Below are 16,233 nucleotides of genomic sequence, written 5' to 3'. Positions count from 1 at the left end.
CATGGAGCCCCACTCGCATTCCCACGCCCATCCGCATTCCCACGACCACGCGGAGTTCTCCGCCGTGCGCACCCCCGGCGTCGCCCGCATCGGCATCGGCGGCCCGGTCGGGTCGGGCAAGACGGCGCTCATCGAGGCGCTCGTGCCGATGCTGATCGCGGCGGGCCATCGCCCGCTGGTCGTCACCAACGACATCTTCACCAGCGAAGACGCCCTGCACGTGCGGCGTACCCTGGCGGGGGTGCTCGCGCCGGAGCGGGTCGTCGGCGTGGAGACGGGTTCGTGCCCGCACACCGCGGTGCGCGACGACCCGACCATGAACCTCGACGCCGTCACCGAGCTCACCGACCGCTACCCCGACGCGGACGTGGTCCTCGTCGAGTCGGGCGGCGACAACCTGACGCTGACGTTCAGCGCGGCGCTGGCCGACTACTTCGTCTTCGTGATCGACGTGGCGCAGGGCGACAAGATCCCGCGCAAGCGCGGCCCGGGCGTGACCCACTCCGACCTGCTGGTGATCAACAAGGTCGACCTGGCGGACCTCGTCCGGTCCGATCTGTCGGTGATGGACCGCGACGCCGGCGCAGTGCGCGAGGGTCGCCCGTTCGTGTTCACCAACTGCTTCACCGGCGAAGGACTCGACGAGGTCACCGGTCGCGTCCGCGAGGTGATCGGCCGGTTCGCGCCCGCCGCCGAAGTGGGATGACCCGTCGCGACGACCCGGCCTGGTGCACGCCGGCGCATTTGCCCGAGGAGCTGCTCGGCTTCGAGGGGTCCGTTCGTGACAGCCTGGGTGTCGGGGCGCCCGGCAAGCTGGGCGTGCTCGAACTCGCGCTCGCCCCGCGCGCCGGCACCACCCGGGTCGTCCGGCAGTACCAGCGCGCGCCGCTGCACATCTACCGCCCGATCCACCTCGACCCGCACCGGCCGGACATGGCGTTCGTGTTCCTGCAGCAGCAAGGCGACGGCTTCGTGCAGGGCGACCGCTACCGCATCGACGTCGACTGCGCGCCCGGCTCGGCCGTCCACCTCACGACGCAGGCGGCCACCAAGGTCTTCGGCGCGCGCGACAACTACGCGACGCAGTTGGTGAACCTGACCGTCGGTGCCGGCGCGGTGCTGGAGTACCTGCCCGACCCCGTCGTCCCGTTCCGCGGCTCGCGCCTCTTCCAGCGCACGGCCGTGACCATCGCGCTCGACGCGACGGTGATCCTCGGCGAGATCCTGCTCCCGGGCCGCGTGGCCCGGGGCGAGGCGCACGTCTACGACCTGTACTGGGCCGAGCTGGAAGCCCGCACTTCCGGCGGCGCTTTGCTGTTCGCCGACACGCTGCGCCTGCGCCCGGGCGGTGCCGGCGACCCCGGCTCACCCGCGACGCTGGGCGGGTACCAGGTGGTGGCGAGCCTGTACGTGGTGTCCGACCGGATGCCGCCGGCCGAGCTCGTGGCCACGCTGCGCGAGGTGCTGGCCGGGGTGCCGGACGTGCTCGCCGGGGTCTCCGAGCTGCCGGCCGCGTGCGGGGCCGCCGTGCGGCTGCTGGGCCACACCTCCCAGGCCGTCCAGGCCGCGCTGCACGCCGCTTGGGACCGTGCTCGTCTCGGCTTGCTGGGTGCGCCCGCCCCCGGCCTGCGCAAGGGCTGAGCTCAGTCGTCCGCGCCGGCGGCCAGGACCAGGTGCAGCTCGGTGCGTGTGGTGATCGACAGCTTGGTGAACACCTTGTGCAGGTGGTACTCGACCGTGCGCGGGCTGATGGACAGGGCGGTGGCGATCTCGGGGTTGGAGCGGCCGTCACGGGCGAGCGAGGCGATGCGGTGCTCCTGCGGCGTGAGCTGGGAGCTGGTTTCCGGCACCCGGCGGCGCGCGCGTTCGCCGGTGGCGAGGAGTTCGCGCATCGCGCGCGCCGCGAAGGCTTCGGCGCGCATGGCGACAAAGGCCTCGTGGGCGGCGCGCAGGGGGCCGCGGGCGTCGACGCGCCGGCCGCGGCGGCGGAGCCACTCGCCGTAGATCAGGCGGGCGCGCGCGAGGTGCGGGGTGATGCGCGAGCGGCCCAAGCGGTCGATGGCCTCCGTGTAGAGGTCTTCCGCCGCCTGGCCGTCGCGCAGCAGCGCACGCGAACGGGCGTCGACGCCGAGGGCCCATTCGGTGCCGCTGAGACAGGTGCGTTCGGAGAGGCGGTCGGCCGCCGCCGTGGCGGTGGCCAGGTCGCCGGTACGGACGGCGCCTTCGACGAGCTCGACCAGCGACCAGCCTTGGAGCTCGATGCCGTCGCGGTCGAGGACGTCGCGGGTCGCTTCGGCGGCTTCGGCGTACGCGGTCAGGCCATTGCGGAGCACGGCGGTGGCGTAGCGGGCCGTGGCCGACACCATGCCGCCGTTTTCGAGGCAGGACTCGGCGAACGCCGGCAGCTCGTGCCCACGCCACGCGGCCAGCACACAGGCGGCGTGCGGGAACGACGGGGTGCCGGTGAGCCGGGTGAGTGATTCCGCCTCTGCCACCAGCGTTTCCGCCCGGGTGAAGTGTCCGAAGTGGACTTCGGCGAGGGCGCGGTGGGTGAGGACGTACGGCAGGATCGTGCGCGCGCCGGTTTCGCGGGCGCTGGCGAGCTCCTCCCGGGTGAGGTCGTGCCAGGTGTCGTCGTCCCACAGGTCCGGCGCCACGAGGCACGCCAGCAGCCGCGAGCGGGCGTCGTCCTCGTGGTCGTTGTCGAGGGTTTTCAACGCGAGCTTGAGCGGCTCGACCGCGGCCGCGTAGCCCGCGGTGCAGCGTTGCGCGACACCTTCGAGCAGCCGGTCGGAGCCCGTCGGCCGGTGGGTGGCCAGGCGCGCGAGCACGGCGTGAACGACGTCGACGTGGCCGGTGAATATCGCCGCGCCCAGGGCTTCGAGGTAAGCGGGCCGCGCGAGGCGGGGTTCGCACAGTTCCAGATCCTGGGCCGACGTCAGCAGCCGCCCGACTGCCGGCCCGCCGCGGCCGGAGTCGAACGCCATGCGGGCGCGCACCCGGTTGGCCCGAGCCCGGGCGGCGACGCCGGGGGAGCCCAGCTCCGCGACGGCGAGCAGGCGGACCGCCGAGTCGACCGCGCCGGCCGCGTGGTGCGCGTCGGCCGCCGCGACGGCCCGCTCGGCGCGCAGCCGCGGCTCGGCGGTGCGCAGCGCGGCGTGCTCCAGGAAGGCGGCCGCGGCCGGCAGCCCGCCCCGGCGGCCGGCTTCGTCGGCGAGTCGGGCCAGCGACTCGGCGAGAGCCTCGGCCGGCTCCACCGTCGCGTGCGCGAGGTGCCACGCGCGCCGGTCGGGTTCGAGCCCCGGATCGGTCGCCAGGGCCAGGGCACCGTGAACCAGGCGACGTTCCGCGCCGGACGCGAGGCCGTAAACACACTGGCGCAGACGGGGTTCGCGGAAGGTGACCCACGCGCCGAACGAGACGAGGCCGGCCGTTTCGAGTGGTTCGGCCGCGTCCGGCCCGATCGCGAGCCGAGCGGCCGCCTGCCACAGGCGGACCGGCTCGCCGAGCGGCTCGGCGGCGGCGAGGATCAGCAGGAGCCGGCCATCGGGTGTCAACGTCGCCGCCGTGCGGGCGGTTTCGGGGCAGGACAAGGGAACCACGCCGTAGCCGCCGGCGAGGCCGCCCGTCGGTCGGACGGCGTCGAGCAGCAGCCGCGGGTTCCCGCGGGACTCCGCCACGACGCGGTCGAGCACGGCGTCGTCGAGTGGCGTGTCCAGTGCGGACACGAGGAGTTCGCGGGACTCGGCGTGGCCCAGCGGTTCGAGGCGGAGACCCGGCAGGTCGGCGAACCGCTCGCCGTGTTCGGCGAACACGAGCGTGACGGGCGCCGGCCCGAGTCGCCGGGCGACGGCCGCGAGCACGGCGGCCGAGGATTCGTCCAGCCACTGCGCGTCGTCGACCACACACAGCACCGGCCGCTGTTCGGCCGCCAGTGCCAGCAGTTCCACCACGGCGACACAGACGGGGAGCCGTTCGGGCGTGGGGCCGATGCGGAGCCCGACGGCACTTTCCAGCACCTCGCGCCGGTGCGCGTGCAGCTTCGCCAGCTCGGTGGGCAGGGCCGAACACAGCAGGTGCAGCGCCGAATACGGCAGGTCCGCTTCGGCCGCGATCCCGCGTACGGTCAGCACCCGATGCTCGTCGGCGGCGTTGGCGAGGTGGGTGAGCAGGGCTGTTTTCCCGAGTCCTGCCGCGCCGCGGACCACGATCGTGCCGCCGGCGGCGAGCAGTTCTCGTAGCTGGGCGTGTTCGGGGTCGCGTGCGACGAGGGGGAGTGGTGTGTTCATCGTGGCGCGTCCTCGGTTCCGGGCCGGTGCTCGGCGAAGGCCACGTGCAGCTCGGCTCGTGATGTGATGCGCAGCTTCGCGAAGACCTTGCGCAGGTGGTATTCGACCGTGCGGGGGCTGATCGACAGCGCGGCGCCGATCTCCGAGTTGGTGAGGCCGTCGCGAGCGAGCGCGGCGATCCGGTTTTCCTGCGGGGTCAGCGCCGGGGTGGTGGTTGCAGGGGTCTCGGGTTCGCCGATCGCGAGCTGCGCGCGGTCCGCGAAGGCTGTGGCTCCCATGCGAAGGAACTCACCGTACGCGGCGCGCAAGGGGCCAGCAGCCTCGTCGTCGCGCCCTTGCCGGCGCAGCCATTCCCCGTGACCGAGCCGGGTGCGGGCCAGGAGCGTCCGGATCTTCGTCCGTGCCAGGCGTTCGATCGCTTCGCGGAACAGGAGTCCGGCTTCGGGGCCCTCGGCCAGCAGCGCACGCGAACGGGCTTGGGCACCCAGTGCCCAGTCCGTCCCGCATCGGTCGGTGCGGTCGACGAGCATCTGGAGCGCGTTGTCCGCGACGCCGAGCCGGCCCGCGCCCGCGGCGGCTTCGACCAGCTCGACCAGCGCCCAGCCCGCCGTCGCCACTTCGTCGCGCTCGACGACACGCTGGGCCGCGGCGAGCGCCCGTGAGTGGTCGCCGACGGCGTTGCCCGCCACCGCGGTGGCCAGCTCGACGCAGGTGCGGGCGAGTCCGTGACCGGCGGGGCCGATGAACTCCTGACCACGCCAGGCCGCGACCAGCGGGGTGGCGTGCGACAACGGTGCCTGGCCCAGCTTCGCGCTCATCGTGCGAGCCTCGTCGTCCAGCGCGGCCGCGCCGGTGAGATTGCCGGTATGGATCGAAAACAGTGCCCGTCCGGTCAAGACATCCGGCAGGGCACCAGGATCAGCCGCGCCGCTCACCGCCCGGTGCCACGCCTGGTCGTCCCACAGTTCAGCGGCGACGAGCCCCGCGAGCCACGACGGCCGAGCCGTTTCGAGAGCCGCCGTCAGCGGCCCGACCGCGGCGCCGAAACCGTCGGCGCCGCGCAGCATCAGCCCGGCCGCGAGCCCGTCACAGGGACTCGCTGATCCCGGGGCGAAATCGACGCCGGTGAGGACGGCGGCACCGAGTGCGTCGAGGCCCGCTTGGCCGGGCGGGCCGAATGCCGCGGCCTGGTGGGTCGCGCGCAGCAGTGCTTCCGCGGCGGCGGGCGTGCGGGTCGAGGTGAACGTGAGCCAGGCTCGCAGGCGAGCGGCCTCAACCCGCTGTGCCGGTTCGAGCGGGCCGGTCATCGCGTCCAGCAGCCGCAAGGCGCGGCCGGGCTGCCCGGCGTCGAGTTCGGCGGCCGCCGCGGCCAACACACGTTCGGCGCGCAGCGCCGGGTCGGCGGTGAGCGCGGCGGCCACCCGCAGGAACGCTGCCGCCGCACTGGGTCCGCCTCGCTGCCGAGCCGAGGACACCTGCGCGACCAGGCCGCCGGCTGCTGCCGGATCCGGGCCCGCCACCGAGCGGGCGTGGTGCCAGGCCCGCCGGTCGGCCGAGGTCGACGCGTCGGCCAGCGCCCGGTGGACCGTGCGCCGCTCCGAAGGCGTGGCCCCGTGATAAACCCAGCCGCGCACCGCCGGGTCGGTGAACGTGACCCACTCGCCGACCGTGAGCAACCCGTCCGGCGCGACGGTCGGAATTCCCAGCCGCGTGGCGGCCCGCCACAGCAGCGCGACATCACCGGTCGGGTCCGCGGCGGCGGCCAGCAGCAGCGTGCGGCTCGCCGAGCCGAGGCGCAGCACCCGCTCCCGGGAATCGGCGTCCGGGTTCCCGTCGGCCAGCCCGAACCCACCCGCCGGCGCAAGAGCGTGCACGGCCGACCGGATCGCCCGCGGATTCCCCCGCGTCTCCGCGACGAACCGGTCGACCACGTCCTCGTCCACCGGCTCCGCGACCAGCGACTCGACCAACGCGCGAGCGCCGGCCCGGCACAACTCGGGCACCACCAGCTCAGGCAAGTCCGCCAGCACACCGGCCCCGGCGCGCTCCGCGAACAGCAGCACGACCCGTCGCTCCGGCAACCGCCGCGCCACGAATGACAGAGCGCGCACCGACGGCTCGTCCAGCCCCTGGACGTCGTCGACCACACACAGCACCGGCGCCGCCGCCGACACGAGGACCGTCGTGGCCACCCCGACCAGGAACGGATCGGAGTCCTCTGTGACCGCGCGCAGCGCCCGCGCCTGGTGGGGCAACAGCTGCTCGAACACCCCGCCGAGCTCGGTGCACAGCTGCCGCAGAGCCGCGTACGGCCGCGTCTCGGACGAGCGCACGTGGACCACCCGATACCCGCGCGCTCGCGCGACGACGTGCCGCAGCAACGCCGTCTTCCCGACGCCCGGGGCGCCCCGCAGCACGAGCGCGCCGCGGCCGTCCCGCACGAGCTGGTCGAGCAGGTGGACTTCGGCGGCACGGCCGTGCAGAGTGACGTCGGTTACGGCATTGGCCGGGTTCGGGTCGGGCACGGCGTCGACGCTCGCGGGTCCCCGGCCGCTTCGAACCCGGGCCGCCCCGGGCCCGACCCCCGGACCCGGGCGAACTCGGGCGAATCGGCGGCACCGGTGAACGCTGTGTACCCGGCGCTGGTCGTTGATCGGGATATCCTGCGGACGCCCGCTGGTCGCCGTGACCGGAAGGGAAGAGCGAGCACACGGGCAGGTGGGTGAGTGCTGGACCGGCGCGCGGAACGCGAGACTCTCGAGCGGCTGCTGGACTCCGTCCGCGCCGGCAAGAGCCAGGTGCTCGTGCTGCGCGGCGAGGCAGGCGTCGGCAAGACCGTGCTGCTGGACCACCTGGCCCGCCAGGCCGCAGGGATCCGCGTCGCCCGCGCCGGGGGCGTCCAGTCCGAAATGGAGCTCGCGTTCGCCGGCCTGCACCAGCTGTGCGCGCCGATGCTCGACGGCGCCGAAGCCCTGCCGGACCCGCAGCGGGTGGCGCTGCGCACCGCGTTCGGCCTGAGCCCCGGCCCCGCGCCCGACCGGTTCCTGGTCGGCCTGGCCGTGCTGGGTCTGCTGGCCGAAGCGGCGCGGGACCGGCCGTTGCTGTGCGTGATCGATGACGCCCAGTGGCTGGACAGCGCTTCCGCGCAGGCTCTCGCCTTCGTCGCCCGCCGGCTGGTTGCCGAGTCGGTCGCGCTGGTGTTCGCCGTGCGGGAACCGGCCGCGACCGCGGAGCTGACGGGCGTCGCGCAGCTCGTGGTCGAGGGCTTGCCCGACGCGGCGGCCCGCGACCTGCTCGACTCCGTGCTGCGCCTGCCGGCCGACGACCGCGTGCGCGACCGGATCGTCGCCGAGACCCGCGGCAACCCGCTGGCGCTGGTTGAGCTCTCGCGCGGGCTGAGCCCGAAGGAGCTGGCCGAGGGGTTCTCCCTGGCCGGGGCGACCACGATCCCGCGCCGCATCGAGCAGCGCTACCAGGCGCGGCTGGCCCGGCTCGACGCCGACGCCATCCGCTTGCTGCTGATCGCCGCCCTCGAACCGCAGGGCGACCCGGTGACGCTGTGGCGCGCGGCCGGGCTACTCGACATCGGCTCCGAAGCCGCGGAACCCGCCCTGGCGGCCGGGTTGATCGAGATCGGCACCCACGTGCGCTTCCACCACCCGCTCGTGCGCTCGGCGATCTACCAGGCCGCGGCCCCGAGCGAGCGGCGGCGGGCGCACTGGGCGCTCGCGCAGGTCACCGACCCCGAGACCGACCAGGACCGCCGCGCCTGGCACGCGGCGCAGGCCGCCGAAGCGCCCGCGGAAGAAGCGGCCGAGGAGCTCGGCCGCTCGGCGTGCCGCGCACAGTCCCGTGGCGGCATGGCGGCGGCCGCGGCGATGCTGGAACGCGCGGCCGAATTGACGGCGGACCCCCGGACCCGAGCCAAGCGCACCCTGGAGGCGGCCCACATCACGCACGTCGCCGGGACGCCGGAGGAAGCACTGCGCCTGCTGTCGATCGCCGAGGCTGGCCCGCTCGACCGGCTCGAGAAAGCCCAGGCCGACCTGCTGCGCGGCCGGATCTCGATGACCGTCAACCGCGGCCGCGAAGCACCGCCGCTGCTGTTCGCCGCGGCCCGGCAACTCGAGGGGCTGGACGTGCGGCTGGCCCGCGAGACCTATCTCGACGCCCTGCTGGCCGGGATGTTCGCGGGCGTGACCGACGCCGACCTCCGCGAGGTGGCCGAAGCCGCGCGCGCCGCACCGCGGTCGCCGCAACCCCCCGGTCCGGCCGACCTGCTGCTGGACGGCCTGGCGATCCGCTTCACCGACGGCTTCGCGCCCTCGCTGCCGGTGCTGCGGCGGGCGCTGAGCGCCTTCCGCAACCCTGAGTTGTCGCTGAAAGAACTGCACTGGCTGTGGCTCGCCCACATCATGGCCGGGAACATGTGGGACGAGCAGACCCTCGACACCGCGCGGCACCTGCAGCTCGCGCGCGACAAGGGCGCACTCAACACGTTGCCGCTCGCGCTCGCGTCGCACATCGGCGCCCACGTCTACGCGGGCGACCTGGTCACCGCGGCGCATCTGCGCGACGAGCTCGCCGAGGTGTCGCGGGCGACCGGGATTCCGGCGGCGACGTACGGGACGCTGCTGCTGGCCGCGTGGCGCGGCCGTGAGGACGAGGCGCGCGACGTGATCGCCCGCACCGAAGCCGAAGCAGTGCGGCGCGGGGAAGGGTTCGGGCTGCTGATCGTCGGCTCGGCCCGGGCGGTGCTGTGCAACAGCCTCGGCTATTACGCGGAAGCGCTGACGTCGAGCGAAGCCGCGCGGCAGCGGCCGCCGGTGATGGGCGTGGAGCCGTGGCTCGCGCTGGTGGAGCTGATCGAAGCCGCCACCCGCCTCGGCGAAACCGCGGCGGCCGAGGACGCGTTCGCCAAGCTCGTGGAGACCACGCGCGCCAGCGGCACCGACTGGGCGCTGGGCGTCGAAGCCCGCTCACGCGCGTTGCTGGCCAGCGGCGAAGACGCCGAGAGCGCTTACCGCGAGGCCGTGGAACGCCTTTCGCGCACCCGCATCCGGGGTGAGTGCGCGCGGGCGCGCCTGCTCTACGGGGAATGGCTGCGCCGCCGGCGCCGCCGGGCGGACGCGCGCGAACAACTGCGCACCGCCCACGACATGTTCACCGAGATGGGCATGGAGGCGTTCACCGAACGCGCGGGGCGCGAGCTGCGCGCGACCGGCGGGACCGCGCGCAAGCGTTCCGTCGAGACCGGAACGGAGCTCACCGCTCAGGAGGCCCAGATCGTGCGGATGGTGCGCGAGGGACTGTCCAATGCGGAGATCGGCGCGCGGCTGTTCCTCAGCCCCCGCACGGTGGAATGGCACCTGGGCCGGATCTACGACAAGCTCAACGTGACGTCCCGGCGCGGGCTTCAGAGCTGAGTGGGCTCCTCCAGCGCCGCGAAGCCCGACACGTCCACGCAGGCGATGCCGCGTTTCTCCACGATGACCATCAGGATCGCGTCGCAGTGCTCGCAGCGGGCCACCACACCCGGCGCGTCGCGGTAGACCCGCAGCTGCGCCAGGAGTTCCGTGGCGCCGCAGGACGCGCAGGTTCCGCTGGCCGTGGTCATCTCGCCGCCGAACACCGCGTTGAGCGTGCCGGCGATGGCGTTGCCGTCGAAGGTCGTCATGGTGTCCCCGTTCCGCCGAAGCGTTCGGTCCGGATCCGCCCGGGCCCGTGGCCGAGGTCGACGAGCGTGTTCGCCACGGTCTCGACGAACGCGGTCGGCCCGCACACGTAGACCAGCGGCTCCTCGGCGGGCGGGAGGCCGGTCCGTGTGAGGAAGTCCCGGTCGATCCGCCCGCGCTCGCCCGGCCAGGTGCCCGGGTTTTCACGAGTGAGTGTGACGCGGATGTCGATGCCGCCGCGTCCCCCGAGCCGGGTGAACTCGTCGGCGTAGATCAGGGTTTCCCGGGACCGCGCCGAATACAGCAGCCGCATCGGCACCGTGCTGCCCGCGGCGGCGTGGTGGCGCAGCATCGACCGGAACGGCACCACGCCGGAGCCGCCCGCGACGAGCAGCACCGGACTGTCGCACGTGGACTCCCACACGAAGTGCCCGCCGACGGGGCCGCGCAGCTCCACCTCGTCGCCGATCCGCAGCTCGTCGACGAGGTAGGGCGAGACCTCGCCGTCGTCGAGTCGTTCGACCGTGAGCACCACGTGGGGATCCTCGGGCGCCGAGGCGATCGAGTAGCTGCGCTCGGCCTGGTAGCCGTCCTCGGCGGTCAGGCGGACGTCGACGTGCTGGCCCGCGCGGTGGCCCGGCCAATCCGGCAGGTCGAAGACGATGCTGCGCGTGTTCGAGGTCTCCGCGACGAGGCCGGTCACCGTCGCCTGCTGCCAGGTCAGTCGCCCGCGTAGCGCTGTTCCCGCCATGGGTCTCCGTAGTCGTGGTAGCCGTAGCGCTCCCAGAAGCCGGGTTCGTTCTGCTCGCGCAGCTCGAGGCCCCGCACCCACTTTGCGCTCTTCCAGAAGTAGAGGTGGGGCACGAGCAACCGCACCGGGCCGCCGTGCTCGGGCTCCAGCGGCGCCCCGCCGAACTCGTGGACCAGCCAGGCCTTGCCGCCGGTGAGGTCGGCCATCGGCAGGTTCGTGGTGTACCCGCCTTCGCTGAACGCGACCGCGTAGCCGGCTCGGGTTTCCACGCTGTCCAGGAGAATGTCGAGAGAGACACCGGTCCATGAGGTGTCCAGCTTCGACCACTTGGTGACGCAGTGGATGTCCACGGTGATCGACTCGGCCGGCAGCGCGCGCATCGCCTCCCACGTCCAGGTGACCGGGCTCGTCGCCGCGCCCCGCACCGTGAACGTCCAGTCGCCGGCGACCACCTTCGGCGTCGGCCCGGCGGACAGCACCGGGAACCCCGGCGTCACGTACTGCCCCGGCGGCACGCGCGCCGGGTCGGCTTCGGCGCGGCGCTTGCCGTGGAAGTTGCGGGTGAACGCCATCAGGTGCACCTCCCGTGCCCGGCTGCTCCGAGCTCCCTGCGACGCAGCGTTTCTCCCCGGGCCCGCGCTTCGCGTCGGGGAACCCCCGCGTCGGCCCACCGGGCCGGGCACGACCGGGGTCCCGCGCCCGGGCTCCCCCCGATGCGACCGGGCTCGGTGCCCGGGCACCCTGGCGGACAAGGAAGTAGCCGGGGAGGAGTGAAAGGGTGACCGGCACGATCGGCTCCCGGGCCGGCCTGCGGGTGGTGGTCACAGGAGTGCTCGAGGTCCGCGCGGCGCAGGACGGGCGGCTCGACCTGGCCGTCGCCCTGGACGGCTCGGGGGACTGCGTCGCGCTCGAGTTCCCCTCGGACCCCACCGCGCTGACCCGGGCCGCCATCCTGCGTCCGGTGATCGCGTCGGGCCGGCTGCGCGAGTCCGAGGGGCGCTGGATCCTGCACGTGGAGTGGCTCCGTCCGGCGCGGCTCGTTAGCGGCTGATGAGCGCGGACGAAGACCGCGGGTCCCGTCGAGACGACCCTCGATGTGGGCAGCGCCCGCTCGGACCTGGTGACGCTCCACACCGGACACGAGCTCGACACGTCCGATCCGTCCGGTTTCCGGGCCGTGGTCGAGCCATTCGTTGCTTCGTGCCGGTCGGGCGAAACCGTGGGAAACCCGCGTCTCACCTGGGCAACGCGCTGTGAACCGGCAGACCTCGCCGATCCGGGAGACACTCGTACGCGGCCGCTGAACGGCGCGCGGCCGGAAGGTGGATTCATGGTGGAGGGGAAGGCCGGCGACGTTCAGGTCGTCGAGCCCGCGGTGATCAACCGGGCGGTCGGCGCGGCCGCGATCGGCAACATCACCGAGTGGTACGACTTCGGCGTCTACGGGTACCTGGCGACGACCATCCAGAAGGTGTTCTTCACGGACCTGCCGGCCTCGGCCGGGCAGATCGCGACGTTCGGCGTGTTCGCGGTCTCGTTCCTGATCCGGCCGTTCGGCGGGCTGATCTTCGGGCCGCTGGGTGATCGGATCGGGCGGAAAAAGGTCCTGTCGCTCACGGTGATCCTCATGGCGCTGGGCACGTTCGCCCTCGGCGTGATCCCGAGCTACGGCGCCATCGGCCTCGCCGCGCCGCTGCTGGTGCTGCTCGCGCGGCTGGTGCAGGGCATCTCGACCGGCGGCGAGTACGGCAACGCCATGACGTTCATCGCCGAGTATGCGCCGGACCGCCGGCGCGGGTTCTTCGGCAGCTGGCTGGAGTTCGGCACGCTGACCGGGTACGCGTTCGGCGCCACGATCGCCACCGTGCTCAGCGCGGTGCTGTCCGACCAGGCGCTGCTGACGTGGGGCTGGCGCATCCCGTTCCTGCTCGCACTTCCGCTCGGCGCGGTCGGGCTCTACTTGCGGCGGCGGCTGGAGGAGTCGCCCGCGTTCGCGCAGCTGCAGGAGAACGAGAAGCAGAACGAGCGCGTCCAGTCGCTGGGCGGCGAGCTGCGCGCGGTGTTCACGAAGTACTGGCCCGCGATGCTGCTGTGCGCCGGGCTCGTGCTGACGTGGAACGTCGCGAACTACATGCTCACCAGCTACATGCCGACCTACCTCACGGAAACGCTGCCGGAGCAGCACACCGGCGTCGGCAAGACGGCGTCGGAGATCCTGCAGATCGTGGTGCTCGTGCTGCTGATGGTGGTGATCACGTTCGTCGGCCGGCTGTCGGACAAGGTGGGCCGGCGGCCGGTGATCCTGGCGGGCTGCCTCGGGCTCGTGGTGTTGTCGCTGCCCGCCGTGCTGCTGGTCCGCGCGGGTGGCAACACCTCGACGTTCTTCGGCCTGCTGGTGATGGGGCTCGTGCTGGTGCTGTTCTCGGCGATCCTGCCCTCGACGCTGCCGGCGCTGTTCCCCACGAACGTCCGCGCCGGCGGGTTGTCGATCGCGTTCAACCTTTCGGTGTCGCTGTTCGGCGGCACCACGGCGACGGTGATGAGCGCGCTCGTCTCGGGTACCGGAGACCTCAACTGGCCCGCGTACTACCTGATGATCGCCGGCGTGATCGGCGGAATTTGCGTGTTCTTCATGCGGGAGACCGCGCGCAAGCCGCTGCCGGGATCGGTGGCGCGCCAGGGCTGACCGGCCCAAGCCGTCACTCGTCCGGGCACACTCGGTCACGCCCGAGCCGCTCCGATGGTCCATCGTGGTCGCATGGACAACACCTTCGAAGGCCGCCTGCTCATCGGGGCGACCGGTTCGGCCGCGGTCGCGACGCTGCCGATGTACCTCGCCGCGCTGCGGACGGTCTTGCGCGGCCCGATCACCGTGCTCATGACGCACACCGCCGCGACCTTCCTGCCCGCGCACACCGCCGGCCTGTTCGCCGACCGCGTGGTGACCGGTGCCGACCCGGCGACGTGGCCGGCCGACAACCACGCCACCCTCGCCGCCGGGCACGACCTCACGGTGATCCTCCCGGCCAGCGCGCACACGCTGTCCACGGTCGCCGTCGGCGCCGCGCCGAACATGCTGGCCACGACCGTGCTGGCCGCCACGCACCCCGTCGCGTTCTTCCCGGTGATGACGGCGGAGATGTGGGCCAAGGCCGCGGTGCAGCGCAACGTGGCTCGACTGCGGGAAGACGGCTACCACGTGTACGACCCGGCGTCCGGTCCGCGCTACGACGTGGCGGCCGGCGCGTTTGTCGAGAGCCCGCAGCCCCCGCCGCCGCCCCGGTTCCTCGAGATCGTGCGCGAGCTGATGGGCTGACCCTCAGGGCCGGTTGGCCCGGTAGGTCCCCGGTGTCGTGCCCTCGACGGCGCGAACGCCCGGTGCAGCTGGGCGGCGCCACCGAAGCCGGATTGCGCGGCGATCGCGGCCACCGGCAGGTCCGGCCGGTCGCGCAGCAGCCGCCGCGCACGGGCCACGCGCAGGCGCCGGGTCAACGCGGTGAGCGACTCGCCGCCTTCGGCCAGCGCGCGGTAGACCGACCGGCGCGACAGCCCGCACCCCGCGGCGCCGGCGTCCAGCGCCGGGCCGGCCAGGTGCTGCCGGACGAACCGGCGGATCCGTTCCCGCGACAGCGCGGCCGACGTCGGGGTGGTGCCGCGGGCGGCCCAGCCGAGGGCCGTTTCCAGCAGGCCGACGGCGTGCGGCAGCAGTGCGGCGGCCACTTCCGGGTCTTCCCGCTGCTGGCGGGCCAGGCCGGCGAGGAATTCGGCCACGAGCCGGCCGGGGCCGCGCCCGTCCAGCGCGACGGCCGTGCCGCCGGCCGCGACCCGGGCGGGCAGCAGCGTCCGCGGCACTCGCAGGATGACCTGGGAGAACGCTCCCGCGAACTGCAGCCGGTAGGGCCGCGAGCTGTCCAGCACCGTCATCGTCCCCGATTCCAGAGCGGCCGTCCGGCCGTCCTGCTGCGCCAGGGAGCGCCCGCTTGGTTGCACGTTGACCAGCAGGTACTCCTCCGGGTCGCGCGCGATCAGCCGCTTCGTCCTCGCCACTTCCTGCGGGCCGGACGCGATCGTCGACAGCCCGACGCCGTCGAGGGCGGCGTGCTCGAGCCGGCCCGCGAACGGCGCCTCGCCGGTCGCGCGGGCCGCGACCTGCACGAGGGTGTCGCAGATGACGTCCGACCAGTACCCGAACGCGTCGGGCGCGGCGACGTCCTCTGTGGACCAGGACGAGGGCTCTTCCACCGTTCGATGGTGACACCGGGCGAGTGTCAGCGTTCGGTGATGCTCGCCGCCCGGTCGAGATGCAGCACGAGGTCGGCTTCCGGCAGCGCCTCGCGCGCCGCCCGCTCGTCGGCCGGGGCGAGGCCGGACAGCTCGATGCGCAGCCCGCCGAGCCGGCGAAGGCGCACGAGGTCACGCGCCGGGGTCGCGGCGGTGAGGACGAGAGCGCGCAACGCCGGCAGCGCGGCCAGCTCGTCGACCTCCGCGACCGACGGGATGCCGGCCGCGGCGACGGTGTGCACGTCGGCGAGGCGGGTGATGCCGCGCAGGTCGCGCTGGTCCGCACCCATGTCGACCACGAGCTCGCCGACGCGCAGGCCCTCGGGCAGCACGTCCAGGCCGTCGACGAGCTTGCGGTGGCGCACCGACAACCGCGGCAGGTAGGTGCCCTCGACCGAGGCCAGGGCCTTGATCGCGTCGAGGGTGCCGGCGTGCAGCCGCAGATCGGTGAGGTGCATGCGCGACAGCGCCGAGAGGTCGGTCAACGCGCTGCTGAAACCGGTGATCCACACCGAACGCAGCGCGCGGCAGGCGACGAGCCCTTCGAGATCGTGCACGACGTCGTTGGACTTGATCTCGAGGTGGCGCAGGGCAGGCAGCAGCACCGCCTCGCGCCGCGGCTGCAGAACCTCGTCCACGCCGTCGACGAGCACCATCGCGCGGCCGGAGCGCAGCAGCTCGCTGACCCACCGGGCGGGTTTCTCGCCGGCCAGCGCCGGCGCCGTCACGCGCACGAAGTCTTCCGGCTGGGGCAGGCCGCGGTCGGCGAACTCGCGCAGCGGCACGAAAAACGGCACGACGCCGCGCCAGGGGCCTTCACTTTCGCCGTCGCGGCTGAACTCGGCGGTGGCCGCCGTGTAGGCCAGCCACTGCAGCAGCGTCGTCTTCCCCGCGCCCGCGCCGCCGACCAGCAGGACCCGGCGCTCGGCGGCCAGCGCGTGGGCGGTGTTGGTGCCTGCGCCGGTCAGCGCCGAGCCCGCCGCCGTCCCGCCCTGGCGGGTGACCGACGGGGCCGCGTAGTACTGCGAGAACGAGTGGCGCACGGGGGGCACGGCCGTGGCCGACCTGGAACAGCTCGAACGTGGCGTAGTCGGTCGCGAGGTAGGACAGGTTGTGCTGCTCGAAGGCCTCGGCGCGGTCGCGCGTGCGCCGGTCCTCCTGGCCCTGCAGGTCGGCGACGGCGCGGCGGATCTTCAGCACGTCGCCGGTCATCCCGGCCTGCACGGCGCGCATCACC

At 73.6% G+C, this 16,233-nt stretch carries 13 protein-coding genes; 6 read left to right on the top strand and 7 right to left on the bottom strand.

Annotated elements, in window-relative coordinates; genetic code table 11:
* Position 1 precedes the first annotated feature (1 nt).
* Together ureG and QRX50_RS34515 are read left to right on the top strand one after the other, a co-directional pair.
* Entirely contained in the window at positions 2-706 is a 705-nt protein-coding gene (gene ureG / locus QRX50_RS34520; protein ID WP_285967301.1) for an urease accessory protein UreG, read from the top strand.
* A complete protein-coding gene (locus QRX50_RS34515) occupies positions 703-1,641 on the top strand; it encodes an urease accessory protein UreD (protein ID WP_285967300.1) in 939 nt (312 codons plus the stop codon). The genes ureG and QRX50_RS34515 overlap by 4 nt, the downstream gene beginning before the upstream one ends.
* Positions 1,642-1,643: 2 nt before the next feature.
* On the opposite strand, the gene QRX50_RS34510 is transcribed toward QRX50_RS34515, so the two are convergent.
* Together QRX50_RS34510 and QRX50_RS34505 are read right to left on the bottom strand one after the other, a co-directional pair.
* A complete protein-coding gene (locus tag QRX50_RS34510) occupies positions 1,644-4,289 on the bottom strand; it encodes a helix-turn-helix transcriptional regulator (RefSeq protein ID WP_285967299.1) in 2,646 nt (881 codons plus the stop codon).
* Positions 4,286-6,814, bottom strand: coding sequence for a LuxR C-terminal-related transcriptional regulator (locus tag QRX50_RS34505; RefSeq protein ID WP_285967298.1), 2,529 nt, complete (start codon positions 6,812-6,814; stop codon positions 4,286-4,288). Before QRX50_RS34505 ends, QRX50_RS34510 begins: the two co-directional genes overlap by 4 nt.
* 201 nt (positions 6,815-7,015) lie before the next feature.
* Here QRX50_RS34505 and QRX50_RS34500 point away from each other — a divergent pair, with 201 nt between their 5' ends.
* Entirely contained in the window at positions 7,016-9,715 is a 2,700-nt protein-coding gene (locus QRX50_RS34500; protein WP_285967297.1) for an ATP-binding protein, read from the top strand.
* Here the strand turns inward: QRX50_RS34500 and QRX50_RS34495 are convergent.
* From QRX50_RS34495 to QRX50_RS34485, 3 genes are read right to left on the bottom strand one after another with little or no spacing between them, the layout of a single operon-like run.
* Complete coding sequence (locus QRX50_RS34495; protein WP_285967296.1) at positions 9,706-9,966, bottom strand: DUF6510 family protein; 261 nt, start codon at positions 9,964-9,966, stop codon at positions 9,706-9,708. The genes QRX50_RS34500 and QRX50_RS34495 overlap by 10 nt on opposite strands.
* Positions 9,963-10,715, bottom strand: a complete 753-nt coding sequence (locus QRX50_RS34490; protein ID WP_285967295.1) for a ferredoxin reductase — start codon at positions 10,713-10,715, stop codon at positions 9,963-9,965. The genes QRX50_RS34495 and QRX50_RS34490 overlap by 4 nt, the downstream gene beginning before the upstream one ends.
* A complete protein-coding gene (locus tag QRX50_RS34485; protein WP_434533371.1) occupies positions 10,685-11,290 on the bottom strand; it encodes a sulfite oxidase-like oxidoreductase in 606 nt (201 codons plus the stop codon). Before QRX50_RS34485 ends, QRX50_RS34490 begins: the two co-directional genes overlap by 31 nt.
* 203 nt (positions 11,291-11,493) lie before the next feature.
* Between QRX50_RS34485 and QRX50_RS34480 the strand changes: the two genes are divergently transcribed.
* From QRX50_RS34480 to QRX50_RS34470, 3 genes are all read left to right on the top strand, one after another.
* Positions 11,494-11,766: a hypothetical protein gene (locus QRX50_RS34480; protein WP_285967293.1), complete on the top strand. Its 273-nt coding sequence runs from the start codon at positions 11,494-11,496 to the stop codon at positions 11,764-11,766.
* A 279-nt stretch (positions 11,767-12,045) separates the two neighbouring features.
* Entirely contained in the window at positions 12,046-13,401 is a 1,356-nt protein-coding gene (locus tag QRX50_RS34475) for an MFS transporter (RefSeq protein ID WP_285967292.1), read from the top strand.
* 72 nt (positions 13,402-13,473) lie between these two features.
* A complete protein-coding gene (locus QRX50_RS34470; protein WP_285967291.1) occupies positions 13,474-14,031 on the top strand; it encodes a flavoprotein in 558 nt (185 codons plus the stop codon).
* Here the strand turns inward: QRX50_RS34470 and QRX50_RS34465 are convergent.
* Both QRX50_RS34465 and QRX50_RS34460 read right to left on the bottom strand, forming a co-directional pair.
* Entirely contained in the window at positions 13,941-14,957 is a 1,017-nt protein-coding gene (locus tag QRX50_RS34465; RefSeq protein ID WP_285967290.1) for a cupin domain-containing protein, read from the bottom strand. The genes QRX50_RS34470 and QRX50_RS34465 overlap by 91 nt on opposite strands.
* Before the next feature lie 26 nt (positions 14,958-14,983).
* Positions 14,984-16,048 carry an NACHT domain-containing protein gene (locus QRX50_RS34460; protein ID WP_285967289.1) on the bottom strand — a complete coding sequence of 355 codons (1,065 nt, stop codon included), beginning with the start codon at positions 16,046-16,048 and terminating at the stop codon, positions 14,984-14,986.
* Between the last annotated feature and the right edge of the window lie 185 nt (positions 16,049-16,233).

Source organism: Amycolatopsis sp. 2-15 (assembly GCF_030285625.1).
GTDB classification, from domain to species: Bacteria; Actinomycetota; Actinomycetes; order Mycobacteriales; family Pseudonocardiaceae; genus Amycolatopsis; species Amycolatopsis carbonis.
The sequence above is the reverse complement of the archived record's forward strand: the minus strand, read 5'-3'. Positions and strand labels throughout refer to the sequence as shown.

Excerpts from the sequence above, each read along its gene's own strand:
- ureG (WP_285967301.1), top strand. The coding sequence starts at position 2 with ATGGAGCCCCACTCGCATTCCCACGCCCATCCGCATTCCCACGACCAC.
- QRX50_RS34515 (WP_285967300.1), top strand. The coding sequence starts at position 703 with ATGACCCGTCGCGACGACCCGGCCTGGTGCACGCCGGCGCATTTGCCC.
- QRX50_RS34510 (WP_285967299.1), bottom strand. The coding sequence starts at position 4,289 with ATGAACACACCACTCCCCCTCGTCGCACGCGACCCCGAACACGCCCAG.
- QRX50_RS34495 (WP_285967296.1), bottom strand. The coding sequence starts at position 9,966 with ATGACGACCTTCGACGGCAACGCCATCGCCGGCACGCTCAACGCGGTG.
- QRX50_RS34490 (WP_285967295.1), bottom strand. The coding sequence starts at position 10,715 with ATGGCGGGAACAGCGCTACGCGGGCGACTGACCTGGCAGCAGGCGACG.
- QRX50_RS34475 (WP_285967292.1), top strand. The coding sequence starts at position 12,046 with ATGGTGGAGGGGAAGGCCGGCGACGTTCAGGTCGTCGAGCCCGCGGTG.
- QRX50_RS34470 (WP_285967291.1), top strand. The coding sequence starts at position 13,474 with ATGGACAACACCTTCGAAGGCCGCCTGCTCATCGGGGCGACCGGTTCG.